Source organism: Cetobacterium sp., from assembly GCF_051653945.1.
Taxonomy (GTDB): domain Bacteria; phylum Fusobacteriota; class Fusobacteriia; order Fusobacteriales; family Fusobacteriaceae; genus Cetobacterium_A.
On record NZ_JBOFXD010000055.1, the window covers coordinates 85,836 to 104,624 of the forward strand.

General features: G+C 30.3%; 22 protein-coding genes and 3 tRNA genes. 17 read left to right on the forward strand and 8 right to left on the reverse strand.

Features of this window, described 5'->3' with window-relative positions; all coding sequences use genetic code 11:
• Positions 1 to 3: 3 nt before the first annotated feature.
• From yqeK to hrcA, 8 genes are all read right to left on the reverse strand, one after another.
• Positions 4 to 567 carry a bis(5'-nucleosyl)-tetraphosphatase (symmetrical) YqeK gene (yqeK, locus tag ACRC8M_RS06280; protein ID WP_438528357.1) on the reverse strand — a complete coding sequence of 188 codons (564 nt, stop codon included), beginning with the start codon at positions 565 to 567 and terminating at the stop codon, positions 4 to 6.
• A gap of 56 nt (positions 568 to 623) precedes the next feature.
• Entirely contained in the window at positions 624 to 1,163 is a 540-nt protein-coding gene (locus ACRC8M_RS06285; RefSeq protein ID WP_438528358.1) for a GerMN domain-containing protein, read from the reverse strand.
• 8 nt (positions 1,164 to 1,171) lie between these two features.
• Positions 1,172 to 2,203, reverse strand: a complete 1,032-nt coding sequence (locus tag ACRC8M_RS06290; protein WP_438528359.1) for an N-acetylmuramoyl-L-alanine amidase — start codon at positions 2,201 to 2,203, stop codon at positions 1,172 to 1,174.
• Between the two features lie 73 nt (positions 2,204 to 2,276).
• Positions 2,277 to 2,549, reverse strand: coding sequence for a preprotein translocase subunit YajC (yajC, locus tag ACRC8M_RS06295; RefSeq protein WP_023050257.1), 273 nt, complete (start codon positions 2,547 to 2,549; stop codon positions 2,277 to 2,279).
• A 73-nt stretch (positions 2,550 to 2,622) separates the two neighbouring features.
• Complete coding sequence (gene dnaJ / locus ACRC8M_RS06300) at positions 2,623 to 3,783, reverse strand: molecular chaperone DnaJ (protein ID WP_438528360.1); 1,161 nt, start codon at positions 3,781 to 3,783, stop codon at positions 2,623 to 2,625.
• Between the two features lie 80 nt (positions 3,784 to 3,863).
• Positions 3,864 to 5,675: a molecular chaperone DnaK gene (dnaK, locus tag ACRC8M_RS06305; RefSeq protein WP_438528361.1), complete on the reverse strand. Its 1,812-nt coding sequence runs from the start codon at positions 5,673 to 5,675 to the stop codon at positions 3,864 to 3,866.
• A gap of 36 nt (positions 5,676 to 5,711) precedes the next feature.
• Positions 5,712 to 6,254, reverse strand: a complete 543-nt coding sequence (gene grpE, locus ACRC8M_RS06310) for a nucleotide exchange factor GrpE (RefSeq protein ID WP_438528362.1) — start codon at positions 6,252 to 6,254, stop codon at positions 5,712 to 5,714.
• Complete coding sequence (gene hrcA / locus ACRC8M_RS06315) at positions 6,244 to 7,239, reverse strand: heat-inducible transcriptional repressor HrcA (RefSeq protein ID WP_438528363.1); 996 nt, start codon at positions 7,237 to 7,239, stop codon at positions 6,244 to 6,246. The genes grpE and hrcA overlap by 11 nt, the downstream gene beginning before the upstream one ends.
• Positions 7,240 to 7,450: 211 nt before the next feature.
• Between hrcA and ptsP the strand changes: the two genes are divergently transcribed.
• From ptsP to ACRC8M_RS06400, 17 genes are all read left to right on the forward strand, one after another.
• Positions 7,451 to 9,202: a phosphoenolpyruvate--protein phosphotransferase gene (gene ptsP, locus ACRC8M_RS06320; RefSeq protein ID WP_438528364.1), complete on the forward strand. Its 1,752-nt coding sequence runs from the start codon at positions 7,451 to 7,453 to the stop codon at positions 9,200 to 9,202.
• A gap of 2 nt (positions 9,203 to 9,204) precedes the next feature.
• Entirely contained in the window at positions 9,205 to 9,474 is a 270-nt protein-coding gene (locus tag ACRC8M_RS06325) for an HPr family phosphocarrier protein (RefSeq protein WP_438528365.1), read from the forward strand.
• A gap of 9 nt (positions 9,475 to 9,483) precedes the next feature.
• Positions 9,484 to 10,350: a 4-hydroxy-3-methylbut-2-enyl diphosphate reductase gene (gene ispH, locus ACRC8M_RS06330; protein ID WP_438528366.1), complete on the forward strand. Its 867-nt coding sequence runs from the start codon at positions 9,484 to 9,486 to the stop codon at positions 10,348 to 10,350.
• Positions 10,343 to 11,965, forward strand: a complete 1,623-nt coding sequence (locus ACRC8M_RS06335; RefSeq protein ID WP_438528367.1) for a S1 RNA-binding domain-containing protein — start codon at positions 10,343 to 10,345, stop codon at positions 11,963 to 11,965. Before ispH ends, ACRC8M_RS06335 begins: the two co-directional genes overlap by 8 nt.
• A gap of 261 nt (positions 11,966 to 12,226) precedes the next feature.
• The gene (gene infC, locus ACRC8M_RS06340; protein ID WP_023050248.1) at positions 12,227 to 12,739 is read left to right on the forward strand and encodes a translation initiation factor IF-3; all 513 of its coding nucleotides are present in this window, start codon (positions 12,227 to 12,229) and stop codon (positions 12,737 to 12,739) included.
• Positions 12,740 to 12,766: 27 nt separating this feature from the next.
• Positions 12,767 to 12,973, forward strand: a complete 207-nt coding sequence (rpmI, locus tag ACRC8M_RS06345) for a 50S ribosomal protein L35 (protein WP_297599014.1) — start codon at positions 12,767 to 12,769, stop codon at positions 12,971 to 12,973.
• A 51-nt stretch (positions 12,974 to 13,024) separates the two neighbouring features.
• A complete protein-coding gene (gene rplT / locus ACRC8M_RS06350) occupies positions 13,025 to 13,375 on the forward strand; it encodes a 50S ribosomal protein L20 (RefSeq protein ID WP_023050246.1) in 351 nt (116 codons plus the stop codon).
• Between the two features lie 115 nt (positions 13,376 to 13,490).
• Positions 13,491 to 14,045, forward strand: a complete 555-nt coding sequence (locus tag ACRC8M_RS06355) for a tetratricopeptide repeat protein (RefSeq protein WP_438528368.1) — start codon at positions 13,491 to 13,493, stop codon at positions 14,043 to 14,045.
• Positions 14,046 to 14,117: 72 nt separating this feature from the next.
• Positions 14,118 to 14,639 carry a J domain-containing protein gene (locus tag ACRC8M_RS06360; RefSeq protein ID WP_438528369.1) on the forward strand — a complete coding sequence of 174 codons (522 nt, stop codon included), beginning with the start codon at positions 14,118 to 14,120 and terminating at the stop codon, positions 14,637 to 14,639.
• A 64-nt stretch (positions 14,640 to 14,703) separates the two neighbouring features.
• Complete coding sequence (gene glmU / locus ACRC8M_RS06365) at positions 14,704 to 16,050, forward strand: bifunctional UDP-N-acetylglucosamine diphosphorylase/glucosamine-1-phosphate N-acetyltransferase GlmU (RefSeq protein WP_438528370.1); 1,347 nt, start codon at positions 14,704 to 14,706, stop codon at positions 16,048 to 16,050.
• A 5-nt stretch (positions 16,051 to 16,055) separates the two neighbouring features.
• Positions 16,056 to 17,006: a ribose-phosphate diphosphokinase gene (locus ACRC8M_RS06370; RefSeq protein WP_438528371.1), complete on the forward strand. Its 951-nt coding sequence runs from the start codon at positions 16,056 to 16,058 to the stop codon at positions 17,004 to 17,006.
• A gap of 92 nt (positions 17,007 to 17,098) precedes the next feature.
• Complete coding sequence (locus tag ACRC8M_RS06375) at positions 17,099 to 17,734, forward strand: L-threonylcarbamoyladenylate synthase (protein WP_438528372.1); 636 nt, start codon at positions 17,099 to 17,101, stop codon at positions 17,732 to 17,734.
• 16 nt (positions 17,735 to 17,750) lie between these two features.
• Positions 17,751 to 18,182: a hypothetical protein gene (locus tag ACRC8M_RS06380; RefSeq protein ID WP_438528373.1), complete on the forward strand. Its 432-nt coding sequence runs from the start codon at positions 17,751 to 17,753 to the stop codon at positions 18,180 to 18,182.
• 105 nt (positions 18,183 to 18,287) lie between these two features.
• A tRNA-Thr gene (locus ACRC8M_RS06385) sits at positions 18,288 to 18,363 on the forward strand.
• A 5-nt stretch (positions 18,364 to 18,368) separates the two neighbouring features.
• Positions 18,369 to 18,443, forward strand: a tRNA-Glu gene (locus tag ACRC8M_RS06390).
• A gap of 19 nt (positions 18,444 to 18,462) precedes the next feature.
• Positions 18,463 to 18,547, forward strand: a tRNA-Tyr gene (locus tag ACRC8M_RS06395).
• A 118-nt stretch (positions 18,548 to 18,665) separates the two neighbouring features.
• Positions 18,666 to 18,789, forward strand: a 124-nt coding sequence (locus tag ACRC8M_RS06400; RefSeq protein WP_438504918.1) for a GTP-binding protein, incomplete at its 3' end; no start/stop codon positions are given.

Here is an 18,789-nt window from a genome sequence, read left to right on the forward strand (position 1 = left end):
CTATTAGCTTATTTTTAAAAGCCAATTTCGCATCTCGATAGAGTTTACATGAATGGTATAATCTCCTTTTATAAGATACTCTATTTTTTTATTAACTTCTAGTAGAATGGCTTTGTTTAAATCTACTAGAGCTAAATCTCTAATTTTTTCAACATGAGGATAATCTCTTTTAGGTTCAATAGCATCAGCTATATAAACTATTTTTTCGACTAAGCCCATATTTTTGCGACCAGTTGTGTGAAATTTTATAGCGTTTAAAATTTCATCATCATCAATTTTAAATTTTTCTTTTGTGATATAAGAAGCGACATAACTATGTAAGATTTCAACATTGGTTAAGTAATCTTTTGTTTCATCTCTAAAATGCTCTTTAGATATTTTAAGAAGCTCCTCTCTTGTAAATTCTTTGGCATAATCATGTAAAAGGGAAGCTAATGCTATTTTATTTAAATCAGCATTGTAAATTTTTCCTAGAGCTAGAGCTGTTTCTAAAACTCTTATAGAGTGTTCATATCTTTTTTTAGAAAGAGCATCGCTTAATTCCTTTTTAAAAAAATCTATATTCATAATCTTCCTCCAAATTTTTAAAAAGGAGTCTCTGAAAATAGAAACTCCCCAAAATTTTATATATTACTGTTTAGTTTATAGCTTTTACTTATGTTAATAAAATTAACTTTTTCAGCAGTCGAACCATCAATAAGTAAAACTACATTATCTGCTCCTCCAGGAGTTAGTAAACTATTTACAAAAGAGTAGATTAAAAGTAATTCTTCCTGTGGAGTTTTTGCAGAAGATAAAATTTTAGAATCTAAATCTAAGTAAAGAGTTCTATTTTTTATGTATACTTCATATTTAAAATTTTCTTTTTTTAAGATATTTTTATCTTCTAATTTTTTAAAAAGTTGAGATATGATATCTTTTAAAATATCCTCTTTATTAGATAGATTAGAATTTAAAATAATATCTTCTTTTGATAATTTTCCTTGTTTTAAATTAGGGAAAAAAATTGGGGTAGTAATCTCTGTCTTTTGAATACTCTCTAAAGTAGGAGTAGATATATTTGTTACTGTTTCGCTTTCTTTGTTTACTTTATTTGAATATACTCCAGTAGCAATAGTAAGAGCTATTAAAATGACTAAAAAAATTTTTAATTTATGCGACATAAAACCTCCTAATAGAAAAATGATCTAATTTTATTTGCTAGTTCATCTGCCATAACATTTTGGTTTGCATCTTTAGAAAGTTTAGTTACGTCAGATTTATTTGTTATAAATCCAAGTTCAACAAGGATACCAGGACCGTTAAATCCTCTTAGAACAGCAAAGTTAGCTCCATAAATCCCTCTATCCCTCATGCCTAATCTTTTAGAAAGAGATGAATTTAGTGGTCTAGCAATAGTTATAGATTTTTCCATATTTTTGTTATATGCAAGTTCTCCCATAATTTGAGCTATACTAGTTGTTTTTTCACCATATTTTTCGCCAAAGCTATTTTCGTAAGATGCAATTTTTTCAGCATAAGGAGATGATTTTTTTGAAAAATAAAATATTTCCATTCCTTGAGCTGATGAATTTTTAGATGCATTTAAATGTAAACTTACAAAAATATCTGCCTTTCCTCGATTAGCAATTCGACTTCTTTCAGAAAGACTAATAAAAGTATCGTTACTTCTAGTCATGATAACATTAAAATCTTTAGAGAGTTTACTTTGTAATTTCTTTGCTACAGCTAAAGCAATCTCTTTTTCTTTATACTTATTAAATCCGATTGCTCCTGGATCTTTCCCACCATGTCCTGCATCAATAGCTACAGTAAACTCTTTTTTAGAAGAGTTAGTAGCTTTTAAATCTATAACAATTCTATGTGGATTAGATAAAGAGTAAACTCTATGTCCTGATCCTTTTTTTAATTTTATAAAAAATCCAATATTTGAACCGTAGTCAATCATATCTATTTTTTCAATGTTTTTACCAGAAAGACTTGAACTATTTAATTTTGTTCCCATTTTAACTTTTTCAATTTCGAGAAAAATTAATCGATTATATTCATCATAACTGGAATTATATTTAGGTTTAACAGTGCTAGAAATATCAAAGATTAATTGTGGAGGATTATTATTAAGCCTAACTCTTTTTATTGTACTATTGGCAAATATAGTTAATGAAAACAAACAAAAAATAAAAAATATAAGGTATTTTTTCATAATTTTCTCCATTGATCTAGAATAATAAAATAGGATGGAAAAGTATACCAATTCCATCCTTTTGTAAATATTTTTATTTTAAAACTCTTGAAATAGAATTCTTAAGCACTTGGATGTTAACACCTTTATCAACTCTAATAGTTAAGAACTCAGGGCCGATACTAGATATAGTACCTTTGATACCACCGTTAGTAACAACTTCAGCTCCCTCTTTTAACGAGTCTAACATTTCTTGATGTTTCTTTTGCTTCTTTTTGTTTGGTAAAATAAGTAGGAAATAAAATACAGCTGCCCAAATAGCAAAAGTAAGTATCATTCCACCATATTTAGCAAATAATTCGTTCATCTTGTAGCCCCCTTAGATAATATAGTTTTTCTAAGACAAGTATACCACAAGGTGATACACTTTTCAATAATTTTTAAGCGAAGAAATCTTTTAATTTATCAAAGAAGTTTTTATTATCTTTATGGTTCTTATCCTTTAGACTCTCATCAAATTTCTTTAAAAGTTCTTGTTGTTCAGGGTTTAAATTAACAGGAACTTCAATTTTAATTCTAACAATTTGGTCACCAGTATAAGGACTTCTAGGATTTTTGATTCCTTCTCCTTTTAGTCTGAACATTTTATCATTTTGAGTTCCAGCAGGAATTTTAATTGTTTTCTTACCATTTAATGTAGGTATTTCAATATCTCCTCCAAGAGTTGCCTGAGCAAAAGTAATTGGCACATTACAAATTATATCTTCACCATTTCTTTCAAAGAATGGGTGGTGTTTAACAGAGATATAAACATATAAGTCACCATTAGGTCCTCCTTCAGTACTAGCATTACCCATTCCAGAAAGTCTAAGTTTTTGACCATCATCAATGCCAGCAGGAATCTTAATTGTTTTTTCAATAGTTTCTGTATCAATCCCAGTACCATGACATTTTTTACATTTTTTTTCAGGAACTTCACCTTTACCATGACAAGCATCACATTCTTGTGTTGTTTGGAAATTTCCAAACACAGTTCTTTGAGTAACATTTATAGTTCCAGTTCCGTTACATTTAGAACATTTGCTCATTTTAGAACCCTCTTGAGCACCACTACCATGACAAGTTTTACAAGTTCCTGTTCTTTTATATTTCAATGTCTTTTCTATACCTTTTGCAGCTTCTTCTAAAGTTAATTCAAGATTATATCTTAAATCTTCACCAGGTTCTGGACCTCTTTGACGAGAACTACCGAATCCACCGAATCCGCCACTTCCACCAAAAAATGATCCAAAGATATCTCCTAAATCTTCAAAACCGCCACCGAATCCACCGAATCCGCCAGCACCAGCACCGCCACCATTTTCAAAAGCAGCGTGACCAAATCTATCATATTGAGCTCTTTTATTTTCATCTGAAAGAACTTGGTATGCCTCGTTAACCTCTTTAAATTTATCCTCAGCTTCTTTTTTTTCAGTATCACTAGCACCACTAAATTTATCTGGGTGATACTTCATAGCAGCTTTTCTATATGCTTTTTTTATTTCAGTATCAGATGCCCCTTTAGCAATCCCTAAAACTTCATAAAAGTCTCTTTTAGCCATTTACAAAAATCCTCCATTTCTTAAAATAAGGGATAGAGTCATCTCTATCCCTTAAGTAAAGTATATATTAATTACTAATATTAGTCAACTATCTCAGCGTCGGCAACGTCATCAGTTCCGTTATTTTCTGGAGCAGATCCACCTTGTTGTTTAGCTTGAGCATCTTTGTAGATCTCTTCAGCTAATTTGTGAGCAGCTTGAGATAATTTCTCAATTGCAGCATCTATAGCCTCTTTATCCTCTCCGTCTTTAACTGATTTTAGCTCTTCGATAGCGGCTTCAATAGCTTTTTTCTCATCTTCAGTAACTTTTTCAGCGTAATCTTTTACAGATTTCTCAGTAGAAGCAATTAACATATCAGCTTTATTTCTTATTTCAACTAACTCTTTGAATTTTTTATCGTCAGCTTCATTAGCTTCAGCATCTTTTTTCATTCTTTCAATCTCATCAGCAGAAAGGTTAGTTGAACCAGAGATAGTTACAGTACTTTCTTTTCCAGTTCCTAAATCTTTTGCAGAAACGTGAACGATTCCGTTAGCATCAATATCAAATGTAACTTCGATTTGAGGTACTCCTCTTGGAGCAGCTGGGATTCCTTCTAAGTTGAACTCTCCTAATTTGTGGTTATCAGAAGCTTTTGCTCTTTCACCTTGTAATACATTTATTGTAACAGCTGGTTGATTATCAACAGCAGTTGAGAATACTTGTGATTTCTTAACAGGAATTGTAGTATTTCTTTCAATAATTTTTGTAAATACTCCACCTAAAGTTTCAATTCCTAAAGATAATGGAGTAACATCAAGAAGTAATACATCTTTAACATCTCCCATTAATACTCCACCTTGAATAGCAGCTCCTTCAGCAACAACCTCATCTGGGTTTATACCTTTATTAGGTTTTTTACCAAAGTAAGATTCAACCCACTCTTGAACAGCAGGAATTCTTGTAGAACCTCCAACTAGTAAGATTTCGTCGATATCTGAAGGATTTAATCCAGCAGCTTTTAGTGCATCTTTTGTAGGCACTTGAGTAGCCTCAACTAAATCTCTAGTTAAGTCATTGAACTTAGCTCTAGTTAATTTGATATCTAAGTGTTTTGGTCCAGTTGCATCCATTGTTATGAATGGTAAAGAGATATGAGCTTCCATTAATGTAGATAACTCTTTTTTAGCTTTTTCTGCAGCATCTTTAAGTCTTTGGTATGCCATTTTATCATTAGCTAAATCTATTCCACTCTCTTTTTTAAACTCTTCAACTAAATATTTGATAACAACATCGTCAAAGTTATCTCCACCTAAGTGGTTGTTTCCTGAAGTTGATATAACTTCAATAACTCCGTCAGCAATCTCAAGGATAGAAACGTCAAATGTTCCTCCACCAAGGTCAAATACTAAAACTTTCTCTTCTTTTCCAGCTTTTTCAAGTCCATAAGCTAGAGCAGCAGCAGTAGGCTCGTTTATAATTCTTTTAACATCTAATCCAGCAATAACACCAGCATCTTTTGTAGCTTGTCTTTGAGCATCTGTAAAGTAAGCTGGAACAGTAATAACAGCTTCAGTAACTTTTTCTCCTAAATAAGCTTCAGCATCAGACTTTAATTTTTTTAATATTATAGCTGAAATTTCTTGTGGTGTATATTTTTTTCCATGAATATCAACTTTATAATCGCTTCCCATATGTGTTTTGATTGAAAGGATAGTCGATGTAGGATTTGTGATAGCTTGTCTTTTAGCAATCTCTCCAACAATAATTTCACCATTATCTTTAATACTTACAACAGATGGAGTTGTTCTTGCTCCTTCAGCGTTAGGGATTACAGTAGTTGATCCCCCTTCCATTATTGCAACACATGAGTTAGTAGTTCCTAAGTCAATTCCTATAATTTTTGCCATTTAAAAAACCTCCTAATATATCTGAATTTTTTAATATTATTTTTTACAAACTTTAACCATTGAGGGTCTAATAACTTTCCCCTTCATTTTATAACCTTTTTGAAACTCTGCTATAATCTCATCATTAGCATAATCTGCTGAATCTTCAATAGAAACAGCCATATGTAAATGAGGGTCGAATGTAGCCTTTTCAGTTTCTATAGCTTCAACACCTTCGCTAGCAACAGTACTCTTCATTTGAGAAAGTGTTAATTCAACACCTTTAACAAGGGAATCAAAATCTTTTGTTTCAGAAGAAGCAGCGATAGCTCTTTCAAGATTGTCGATTATATCTAAAACTTTTACTACTACTTTTTCAGAAGCAAAAGCTTTTAAATCGTCAAATTCCTTCTCTTTTCTTTTTGTGAAGTTTTGGAAATCAGCTTGTTTTCTTAAATAAGAGTTTTTCCAATCTTCAACTTCACCTTTTAATTTTTTGATCTCATCTTCTTGAGACCCAGTCTCTATAGTTTCATTTTTATTTTCTGTATCATTAGTCATTTCTTCAACTATTTCTTCTTTTATTTCTTTATCTGCCATCACTATCTCCTTCATTACTTATTTCTTTTATAACTTTGTTAACCTCTTTTGTAACATGTTGTACAAGACCCATAGTTTTTGAATAAGACATTCTTTTAGGTCCCATGACACCAATTATACCTGGAGAGTTATCCATATTATAAACAGAATACACAAAGCTATAATCTTCTAATCCTTTTACAGCGAGTTCTTCGCCGAAAATAACATTAACTTCACCCTCTTTAAAAGGTCTAGATTTGATTGCCTCTTCGAAAAGCTCTTTTATTTTTTCTCTTTTAGAAAAAATATCTAGAACATCACTAATATCATTAACCTGTTTATCTTTAAATATTTCAGAGGAATTTTCTAAAAAGAGTTTTCCCTCAACTTCACTATAAACAAAGTCAATAATCTTTTCAATTTCGTGAGATTCAACAGAACTATTTCTTATTTCGTTATTAATTCGTTGTGATAACTTTATGAGTTCACTTTGACTACACACTTCTTCGAAGAAAATCTTTTTGGTTCGAACACTTTTATTTTCCATAACTATAACAGCCATAGCCATATAGTCATCAATATGAACTAGTTCAACTTTTTTTATTTTTTCTTTTTTGTGTGTAGGTTCAATAACGATTCCAACATAGTTAGTTAATTTAGATAAAAGCATTGAAGTTTTTTTCAAAACAGAATCTAATTCTCTCATCTTGATATCATAAACAGAATTTATTCTAGCTTGTTCTTCTCTTGAAAGTTTTTCAATTTTTAGAAGTTCTTCTAAGTAAAATTTATAGCCTTTATCCGTGGGTATTCTTCCGGAAGAAGTATGAGTTTTTGAGATAAATCCCATATCCTCTAAGTCAGACATTACATTTCTTATTGTTGCAGAGGATAGATCTATATTATATTTTTTAACAAGAGTTCTAGAACCGATTGTTTCTCCAGAAAGAAGATAAAAATCTATAATGGCACTAAGAACGAGCTTTTCTCTATCGCTGACAACCATAAAATCACCCTTTTTTAACTTTTTATTAGCACTCAACTTAGTGGAGTGCTAATCTTGCAATTAATATAATACAAAAAAAAAAAAATGTCAATACTTTTTTTGAAAAAAATTATTTATTTTTTTTAAGTAATTATAATCAAATAATAGTTTAAAAATGAATAGAAATACGGTATAATTTTTTATATCAACTAATGATTAAGGGGTGAGTAAAATGGGAGTTATTGTAGGTAAAAGTATTTTCCCAGGAATAGTTATAGGTCAACCCTATATAGAAAGAAAAAAAAGAATAGATATTGAAAATTATAAAATTTCCTCTGAAAAGGTTGAGGAGGAAATAGAACGATTTTTAGAAAGTGTACAAAAAGCTAAAAATGATATAAAACAAATTAAAGGGAACTTAGAGGGTAAAATAAATAAGGAAGACTTACAGATTTTAACTGTACATATAATGATGTTAGATGATCCTCAGTTTATAAGCGATATAAAAAAAGGAATAAAAAAAGAAGAGAATAATGCAGAAGCAGTTGTAAAAAAGGTTTCTAATAAATATATAGAAATGTTTGAAAAAATAGCGGATCCAATTTATAAGCAAAGAGCCTTAGATATAAAGGATATAAGTGAAAGAATAATAATGAATCTAACACATGAAGATGACATAGATTCAAACCTAAATGGTAAAATTTTGGTAATTAGAGAATTATTACCATCTGAGCTTTTGAAAATTTATTATAGTGGAATAAATTTAAGTGGAATAATAATGGAGTATATGGGAGAGACATCTCACACTGCAATATTGACGAAGGCATTAGAAATACCTACGTTGATGGGTGGAAATGATATTTTTTCTGTAGATTGGGGAGATAAAATAATTTTAGATACAACGTCTATGGAAGGTAAAGTTGTAACTAACCCAGATGTAAAAACATTAAATAGATATGATGAAGAAAAAAACAGATATAGAAATAAAATGAAAGAGATAGAGGAGTCTGTTGATAAAGAAACAGTTACCTTGGATGGAGAAAGAGTTTATTTGCATTTAAATATAGGTGGTAGATTAGATATAACTCAAATTAGTCGAAAAAAACCTGACGGTATTGGACTGTTGAGAACAGAACTTATATATATGGATGCTATAGAATTTCCAAATGAGGAAAAACAAAAAAAAATATATGAAAATATAGCAAGAGAGTTTGAAGAAAGTCAGCCTAATAAACCTATAATTATAAGAACTTTAGATATAGGAGCAGATAAAAAATTATCTTACTATAAAATGGTTGATGAAGAAAATCCATCTTTAGGATGTAGAGGGATGAGATTAACTTTGGCAGACAAGAATCTTTTTAAAAATCAAATTAAAGGAATTTTAAGAGCTGCAACTCATCACAATATAAAGATGATGTATCCAATGATAACAAATTTAAAAGAGATAGTTGAAGCTAAAGATTTAGTAGAAGAGTGTAAAAAAGAACTTTTGATTGAAGGGAAAGAATTTAAAGAAAATATAGAAGTTGGAATGATGGTAGAAGTACCGTCAAATGTTATGTTAGCAGATATTTTTGCTGATTATGTAGACTTTTTTTCCATTGGAACGAATGATTTAACACAATATATACTTGCAACAGATCGTTATAGTCCAATAGCTGAAAAGCTTTACGATTGTTATGATCCTGCAGTGATAAGAGCGATAAATATGGTTTCTAGTGCAGGTCTTAGAAAAAATAAAAAAGTTTCAGTATGTGGAGAAATGGCTGGAGAAAATCAAGCTGTCATAGCTTTACTGAGTTTAGGAATAAGAGATTTAAGCATGGCACCAGCGTATATTCCGAAAGTAAGAAATTTAATTAGAAAAATAGAGATGTCAGAATTAAAAGAGATTAAAATAAAACTATTAAAATCTAAAGATTCTCAAGAGATAAAAAATATCTTAAATGAGTATTTAGAAATAATTGAAGGGAGAAATTAAAAATGAAAAAAGTGGAAGTAACTATTAAAAATAAGGCTGGATTACACGCAAGACCATCATCATTATTTGTACAAACAGCAAGTAAATATGATTCAGATATAAATGTAATATTTGAAGATGAGGTTATAAATGGAAAAAGTATTATGGGATTGATGCTTCTTGCAGCAGAACAAGGAAGAGTTTTAACTTTAGAGTGCGATGGAGAAGACGAAGAAGAGATGGTAGCTGATTTAATTGAATTAATTGAAGTGAAAAAATTTAATGAGGAGTAAAAATAAAAAGTGGAGATAATAAGAGCTGAAAAAATGGGATTTTGTTTCGGTGTAAAAAAAGCTGTTGAAACTTGCTATGAGATATCTAGAAAAAATATATCTAAAAAATATATCCTCGGAATGGTTGTTCATAATAAAGATGTTGTAAAAGAGATGGAAAATATAGGATTTATAATAGTTGATGAAAAAGATATATTAGAAGGAAAAGACCCTTTAAAAAAAGGGGACACAATAGTGATTAGAGCTCATGGGACAACTTCTCAAATTATAAATATATTAGAAAGAAAAGAAGTAGAAATACATGATGCAACATGTATTTTTGTAGATAAGATAAAAGAGATGCTAATTGAAAGAGAGAATCTTGGAGATGAAATAATTTTTATTGGAGATAAAGAGCATCCAGAGGTAAAGGGGATTATTTCCTTTGGAAGAAAAGTTAGTGTTCTAAAAAATTTAGAAGAATTAAAAGAAAGCTCCTTAGATAGGAGTAAAAGATATTCGGTGTTAACTCAGACAACTTTGAATAAAAGTAAATTTTTAGAGATAAAAGAATATTTAGAAAAATACTATTCAAATGCTCAGATATTTGATAGGATATGTGGAGCGACTAGTGAAAGACAAGAGGCTACTAAAAAGTTAGCAAATATTTGCGATATAGTAATCGTAATTGGTGACTTAAAAAGCTCAAATAGCAAAAAACTTCTGGAAGTAGCAAAAGCCGAAAATCCCAACAGTTATTTAGTTCAAAATGATGAAGAATTAGATATGTCTATATTTTCTGAAAATATGAAAATAGGTATAACAGCTGGAGCATCAACACCAGAAGATATAATAAAAAAAATAGAAAATAAAATAAGGGGGAACTTTAATGTCTAACTTTGATTACTACGAAGATTTTGAAGCATTATTAAACGAGTACATGCCAGTAAAAGAGGATGAAGAAATAAAAACTAAAGTGACTGGAACAATTGTAAATATGGATAGAAACTTTACATATTTAGAAGTACCTGGAGAGCCAAAGGCTGTAAGAGTAAGAACAGAAGAGTTAACAGAATATGCTGTAGGAGACGAAGTTGAAGTTCTGATAGTATCTCAAGCTGAAGAGGAAGATTCTTTAGTTTTAATTGGGTCTAAAAAAAGAATCGATATGGAAATTGGAGCTGAAAAATTAGAAAAAGCACTTCAAAACCACGAGATTGTAACTGGAAAAGTTTTGAAGAGAGTAAAAGGTGGATATATTGTTGAAGTATATCATCAACAAGGATTCTTACCTAACTCATTATCAGAAATTCCTGCAGATAAAGGAGATTCGTTTATAGGTAAAGAATTACCACTTGCTGTTAAAGAGATAAAAGAGGATAAAAAAGGAAAGAAGATTCTTTTATCAAGAAAAGAGATTGTTGTTGCAAAAGAGCTGGAAGCAATTGATAAATTAAGTTTAGGTGAAGTTGTAAAAGCTACTATATTAGAAGTATTAGATTTTGGATTAACAGTAAAGTTAGATGAAGCTAGAGGGTTTATTCATATTTCAGAAGTAGATTGGAAAAAAACTTCAGATTTACATAAGTTATATAAATCAGGAGATGTAATTGAAGCAAAAATTATAGAGATTGAAAGAGATAAAAGAAATGTAAAACTATCTATAAAATCTTTAACAAAAAATCCTTGGGAGATAGTTGCTGAAAATAATAGCATAGGTCAAGAAGTAACTGGTAAAGTAACAAGAGTAGTAAATTATGGAGCTTTTGTAGAGTTATTACCAGGAGTTGAAGGGTTAATCCATAGTTCAGACTTCTCTTGGACAAGTAAAAAAGTAAACGTTAATAACTTTGTTAAAGTAGGAGATGAAGTTAAAGTTATTATTACGGAGTTATCCCCTAAAGAAAGAAAGTTAAAGTTAGGTATAAAGCAATTAAGTTCTAATCCATGGGAAGGTGCTGAAAATAAATTTGCAGTAGGAACACTTCTAACTGGGACTGTTGTAGAAGTAAAACCATTTGGAATATTTGTACAAGTTGAAGAGGGAGTAGATGGATTTATCCATACTTCAGATTTTGCATGGTCAGGGAACAAAAGATATTCTAAGGGAGATAAGGTAGAGTTTAAAGTAGTAGAGTTAAACTTAGAGGAACAAAAGATAAAAGGAAGTATCAAGGATTTAACAAAAAGTCCTTGGGAAACAGCTTTAGAAAATTATAAAGTTGGAGATAGAGTAGAAAAAGAGATAAAAAATATTCAAGATTTTGGAATATTTGTAAAATTAGGAGAGGGAGTAGATGGATTTATTCCAACTCAATTAGCTTCTAGAGATTTTATAAAGAATTTAAAAGAGACATTTAAGTTAGGGCAAGTTGTTTTAGCTGAGATTGTTGAAATTGATTCTGAAAAGAAAAGAATAAAACTTTCTATAAAAAAAGTTCAATTAGAAAAAGAAAAAAATGAGAATAAAGAGTTAATTGAAAAGTATGGAGTTTCTTCAAGCGAAGAGTAATAAAGTTAAAAGGTCCTCTAAATTATTAGGGGGCCTCAATAAAATCAAGAAAAAATTCAGTTGACTTTTTGTAAAATCGTGTTATAATAATTAAAGACAATGAAAAAGATTTATTAAGAAGAGACTTCCTGTTTCTCACCTTATGGGGCTAAGACCTACATAAAGGTTACATTAAATTTTTGTTTAGGGCGAGCCCTAATAATTATTTGAGTTAAACAGGAAATTTACGTCCTGTTTTTTTTATTTGATAGTTAATAGGAGGTGTCTATTATTTCGGACAAAGTTAGAATTAATGAGAAGATAAGAGGTAGAGAGTTAAGAATTATCTCTGAAACTGGAGAGCAATTAGGAATAATGTCAGCAATGGAAGCATTAGAAGTTGCTGTACAAAAAGAATTAGATTTAGTTGAGATATCACCAAATGCTACGCCACCAGTATGTAAAATAATGGATTATGGAAAGTACAAATATGAGCAGACTAGAAAAGCTAAAGATGCTAAAAAGAACCAGAAGCAAGTTATTGTTAAAGAGGTAAAGTTTAGAGCTAGAATAGATCAGCACGATATGGATACAAAAATAGCTCAAGTTAAAAAGTTTTTAGAAAAAGATAACAAGGTAAAAATAACTCTTGTTCAGTATGGAAGAGAAAGAATGTACGCTGATCAAGGAATAGGAATGCTAGATCAGATATCTGATAGATTTGTAGAAATCGCAGATGTTGATAAAAAATATAATGATAAGCAAAAATATTTAATCTTATCGCCAAAAAAATAGTGAAGATTTGAGAGGAGGAACATTACAATGCCAAAGATGAAAACTCATAGAGGTGCTAAAAAGAGAATTAAAGTTACTGGAACAGGGAAATTCGTTGTTAAAAAGCCAGGAAAGAGCCATATCTTAACAAAGAAGTCAAGAAAGAGAAAAAATAGATTAAAGAAGGATACAGTAATCACTTCAACATTAGAGAAGCACTTAAAAGGATTATTACCATACGGAGTAGGAAGATAATAATTCTTAGGAATATTATTGTTAAAGGACCAATTATAGGAGGAGAAGTAAATGAGAGTTAAGACTGGAATAGTTAGAAGAAGAAGACATAAAAAAGTTTTAAAAGCTGCTAAAGGATTTAGAGGTGCGTCAGGTGACGTATTCAAGCAAGCTAAGCAAGCTGTAATGAGAGCAGAAGCTTTCTCTACAAGAGATAGAAAAGTTAGAAAGAGAAAGATGAGACAATTATGGATCATCAGAATCAACGCTGCTGCAAGAATCAACGGATTAACTTACTCAACTTTAATGAACGGATTAAAGAGAGCAGGAATCGAGTTAGATAGAAAAGTTTTAGCAGATATCGCTTTAAACAATGCAGCTGAGTTCGCTAAATTAGCAGAAACTGCAAAAGCAGCATTATAATTATATTAAAAAGAGCTTAGGCTCTTTTTTTTTATTTTAAAAAATCTTAAATAAAAAGCAAAAATATGATATAATTTTCAAAAGAGTAGTTTTAAAAAACCTAAGGGGGATTAAAATGCTAAGAAAAAAAATACTAAAGAGAATAGATGTAAGTAAAGAAGATTTATTAAATCAAGAGCAAGAGATAAGATTTGAACTTTTAACAAAAGCAAATGATATTGATAATTTAAAAAAATTAGGGACAATTCTTTTTTATAAGAGAGACTGTGAAGGTGCTCTAGAAATTTATGAAAAACTTAGAGCTTTAGGAAAGAAAGATAGCGATACAATAGGATTTTTGGGATACTTAAACTACGAATTAGGCAACTATACTAAAAGTATAAAATATTTTAATATGTTTTTGGATAACAAACCTGGGGATGCATTTGTCTACTTTTTATTAGGAAATGCCTACTCGAGAGCAGGAAAAATAGTGGAAGCAATAAATAGTTATGATTTTGCTATATTTTTGGATTTAGATATATATAGTGCTCATTTAGACTTTGCTAAAGAGTATGAATTTTTGGGGAGATATAAAAAAGCTTTAAATGAATATATAGCAGCTTATGAAATCGATCCAAGAGATAAGGATATAAAAGAGAAAATTGAATATTTAAGAGAAAAAATTTAGGTTAGATCAAAATAGGGGATAGAAAATCTATTCCCTTATTTTATAATACAGTTAAGAATCAAGGAGAAAATAATGATATCAATAGCATTAGTTTTAACAGTGGCTATTTTTTTAATAATAGCACTACTATTTGGTATGAATAGAGCTATAACAGCTTTACCAGCACTTTTTTTTATAATGTTACTAATTTCTTTTTTTGGATTTATAGTAGTACAGTTTTTCCCAATTATTCTAATATTTTTAGTTATTAGATACTTTATGAATAAAAAAAATCCAAGAAGAGGAAATTTTTATTATAAAACATATACTCAAAAAGATTTTGAAGATATGTTTAGAAATCAAGGGAACCAATATGGAGGAAATTATCAAGGTAGTTATCAAAATAATCCCTTTGGAACTTTTGAGGATAAAAGTAAATATTATAAAATCTTGGGAGTTCAAGAGGGTGTAACTCCAGAAGAGTTAAAAAAAGCATATAGAGAATTGGCTAAAAAGCATCATCCAGATAGATATGCAAATGCTGAACCTGAGATAAGAGATATGCATGAAAAAAAGTTTAAAGAAATAAATGAAGCTTATGAAAAACTTCAATAAAATTATTTTGCAAAAATGTTAAATCTTATGGTACAATGTAAAAGTTGAATAAATGGAGGATATGATGAGTTTAAAGACACTAATTTTAGCAGCTGGAAAAGGAACAAGAATGAAATCAGAGCTGCCAAAAGTTTTACATAAAGTTTGTGGAGTACCGATGGTACAAAAAATTGTAGAAACATGTAGTAAAATTGGTTCAACAGAAAATATATTAATATTAGGACATAAAAAAGAAGAAGTATTAAAAGTACTGCCAAATATTGAATATGTAGTTCAAGAGGAGCAATTAGGAACTGGACACGCTGTTATTCAGGCAAAAGATAAGCTTGAAAATTTTGAGGGAACAGTGATGATATTATGTGGAGATACTCCTTTATTGAGAGAGGAAACTTTAAAGAAGTTATATGACTACCATAAAAATTCAAAAGCGACAATAACAATATTGACATCTATTTATGAAAATCCATTTGGATATGGAAGAGTTGTAAAAGAGGATGGGAATGTTGTAGGAATTGTCGAAGAAAAAGAAGCAACGGATGAAATAAAGGCTATAAAAGAGGTAAATGCAGGTGTTTATTGCTTTGAAGCTAAAGAGTTATTATCAGCTCTTGAAAAAATAAATAATAATAATGAAAAAGGGGAATACTATCTAACAGATGTTATTGGAATAAATGTTAAAGATGGTAAGAAAGTTGAAGCCTTTTTATTAGAAGATAATGATGAAATATTAGGAATAAACTCTAAAATTGAATTGGAAAAAGCTAACTCAATAATGAGAGATAGAATAAATACAGCTCATATGGAAAATGGTGTTATTTTAATTGATAAAAATAATACATATATAGAGGAAAGTGTAGAAATTGGACAAGATACGGTTGTATATCCAGGAGTTCTACTGCAAGGCAGCACTAAGATTGGAAAAAATTGTGAAATTTTAGGAAATACAAGAGTTATCGATTGCCAAATAGGCGATGAGGTAAGAATAGAAAGCTCTGTATTAGAGGATAGTATTGTTGAGGCTAAAGTAACAATAGGCCCATTTGCACATTTAAGACCTAAATCACATTTAAAAGAAGAAGTTCACATAGGAAACTTTGTGGAAGTAAAAAAATCAGTATTAGAAAAAGGTGTTAAAGCAGGACATTTAACATATTTAGGAGATGCTACAGTAGGAGAAAAAACTAACATAGGTGCAGGAACAATAACTTGTAACTATGATGGTAAAAATAAATTCAAAACCACAATTGGAAAAAATGCTTTTATAGGAAGTGATACAATGTTAGTGGCTCCTATCACTATAGGAGAAAATGCATTAGTTGGAGCGGGATCAGTAATAACTAAAGATGTACCTGAAAATGCGTTGGCAGTATCAAGAAGTAAACAAGTTATAAAATTTGATTGGAGGAAATAGAAAAAATGGAAAGACCTGGGGTAAAAATTTTTGCCGGAACATCAAATATGGAGTTAGCTAAAAAAATAGCTGAGAAATATGGAACTTCAGTAGGAGATGTTGAAATTGTTAGATTTAAAGATGGAGAGGTTTATGTTTGTGTGGGAGAGACAGTAAGAGGTAGAGATATATTTATTGTTCAATCTACATCTGAGCCTGTAAATGAAAACATAATGGAGTTATTAATATTTATTGATGCATTAAAGAGAGCTTCAGCAAAATCAATAAACGTTATTATCCCTTATTATGGATATGCTAGACAAGATAGAAAATCAAGACCAAGAGAGCCAATCACATCGAAATTAGTGGCAAATTTATTAACAACAGCAGGAGCTACAAGAATTGTAACTATGGATTTACATGCTGATCAGATTCAAGGATTCTTTGATATTCCAGTGGATCATATGCAAGCTTTACCACTATTAGCAAAGTCATTTAAAGCTAGAGGAATGTCAGGAGATAAAGTTGTTGTTGTATCACCAGATATCGGTGGAGTAAAAAGAGCTAGAAAATTAGCTGAGTGGTTAGATTGTAAGATAGCAATTATCGATAAAAGAAGACCAAAACCGAATATGTCAGAAGTTATGAACTTAATTGGAGAAGTTGAAGGGAAAATAGCAATATTTATAGATGATATGATTGATACTGCTGGAACAATAACAAATGGAGCAGAAGCTATCATGGCAAGAGGAGCTGTTGAAGCTTATGCATGTTGTACACATGGAGTATTTTCAGATCCAGCTATTGAGAGATTACAAGCTTCTTGTTTAAAAGAAGTAATAATAACAGATTCAATAGCATTACCAGAGTCTAAAAAGATTGATAAAATAAAAGTAGTTTCTGTTGATGAAATTCTTGCAGAAGCTGTTAGAAGAATTGTAAATAACGAGTCAGTATCTGAGTTATTTGAAAAGTAAAAGCATATAGAAAAGCTGGTATTCTACTAGCTTTTTTTTTTTATATATGTTAGAATTATTTATATAGATAAAGGTGAGGAAAAGGATTAATTATGAAAAGAATTGTGTTTAAAGAAAACAATATTGATTTAGAAGTTATAAAAAATGAATTAAATAATGATGGAATAATAATTTATCCAACAGATACAGTGTATGGAGTAGGTGCAAGTATCAACTCACTAAAAGGCTTACAAAAAATTTATGAAGCAAAAGAAAGAAACTTTAACTCTCCGCTAATAGCACTTCTTAGTAAAGTGGAATACATTGAGAAAATAGCAAGTATAGATGAGGAAAAAAAGGTAATTATAGAAAAGTTAGCTCAAGAATTTTGGCCCGGTGCTTTGACTATTATTTTAAATAAGAAAGAAAATGTTCCAGGAATAATGGTTTCTAACGGAGAAACAGTTGGAGTTAGAATACCAGCTTTAAAGTTAGCTCAAGATATAATTGAAAGTGTTGGTGGAGTTTTACCAACAACAAGTGCTAATATCTCAGGAGAAAAAACGCCAAGAAGTTTTAAAGAGCTAAGTGAAAAGTTTAAAGAAAGAGTAGAAGTTATAGTTGATGGAGGAGAGTCTCCTTTAGGAATAGAGTCAACAATATTAGATTTAACAAAAACGCTTCCAAAACTTCTTAGAGAGGGAGCTATAAAAAAAGAAACAATAGAGAAAGTTATTGGAAAAATATAAAATTTTGGAGGAAAAAATGAAGGCACAAAAGGTAAACGCAAATAACATGAATCCTATGCAAATGAATGCGATGTCATCAATGATGGGTATGATGAATTCAATTCAAAAAATTGGTAAGGGTAAGAGAAAATACTCAGTATCTTTAGATAAAGGAACAAAAAAGTTTTTATCTAAATTTATAGAAGAGATAAAAAAGCAATTTGCGGTAAACAGTGGAATGCAAAATGTTGGTCAGTTTTTAGATTATGTAAAGTCAGTAGCAGATTCAAAAGATAAAATGGAATTAAAATTATCTTATGAAGAGCAGGAGTTTTTAACAAAAATGGTAGCAGATGCAGTTAGAGGAATGGAAACTGTAGAGTTTAAATGGTATCAACTTATAAAAAAATCGATGACAAAAGTTATGGCAAAGCAATATAGAGAACTACTTGCTCAACTAAAAAAATAGAAAATATATAAAACTAGAAGTAGAGAATTATTCTACTTCTTTTTTTTAAAAAAAATATTGACATTTTTTATATGATAGGGTATAATTATAAATGTCTGAAGGGATGCCGCTTTAGCTCATCTGGTAGAGCAACTGACTTGTAATCAGTAGGTGATTGGTTCGACTCCGATAAGCGGCACCATGAACGCCCCGTTCGTTCAGTGGTAAGGACAATAGATTTTCACTCTATAAACAGGGGTTCGATTCCCCTACGGGGTACCATTAAAATTAAATAAGATATGGTGAGGTTCCCGAGCGGCCAAAGGGATCAGACTGTAAATCTGACGGCTCTGCCTTCGAAGGTTCGAATCCTTCTCTCACCACCACTTATACTACACTAACCTGAAACAGTTTGAAGGATATGTGTGGATTTTTTTTTAAGCGGATTTTTTTTGTAAAAGAAGAGAAAAAATAAATATAAAGAAAAACAGGAGGAAATTTCAAATGGCTAAAGAAAAATTTGAAAGAAGCAAACCGCACGTTAACATCGGAACAATCGGACACGTTGACCACGGAAAAACAACAACAACAGCAGCAATATCAAAAGTATTATCAGATATGGGACTAG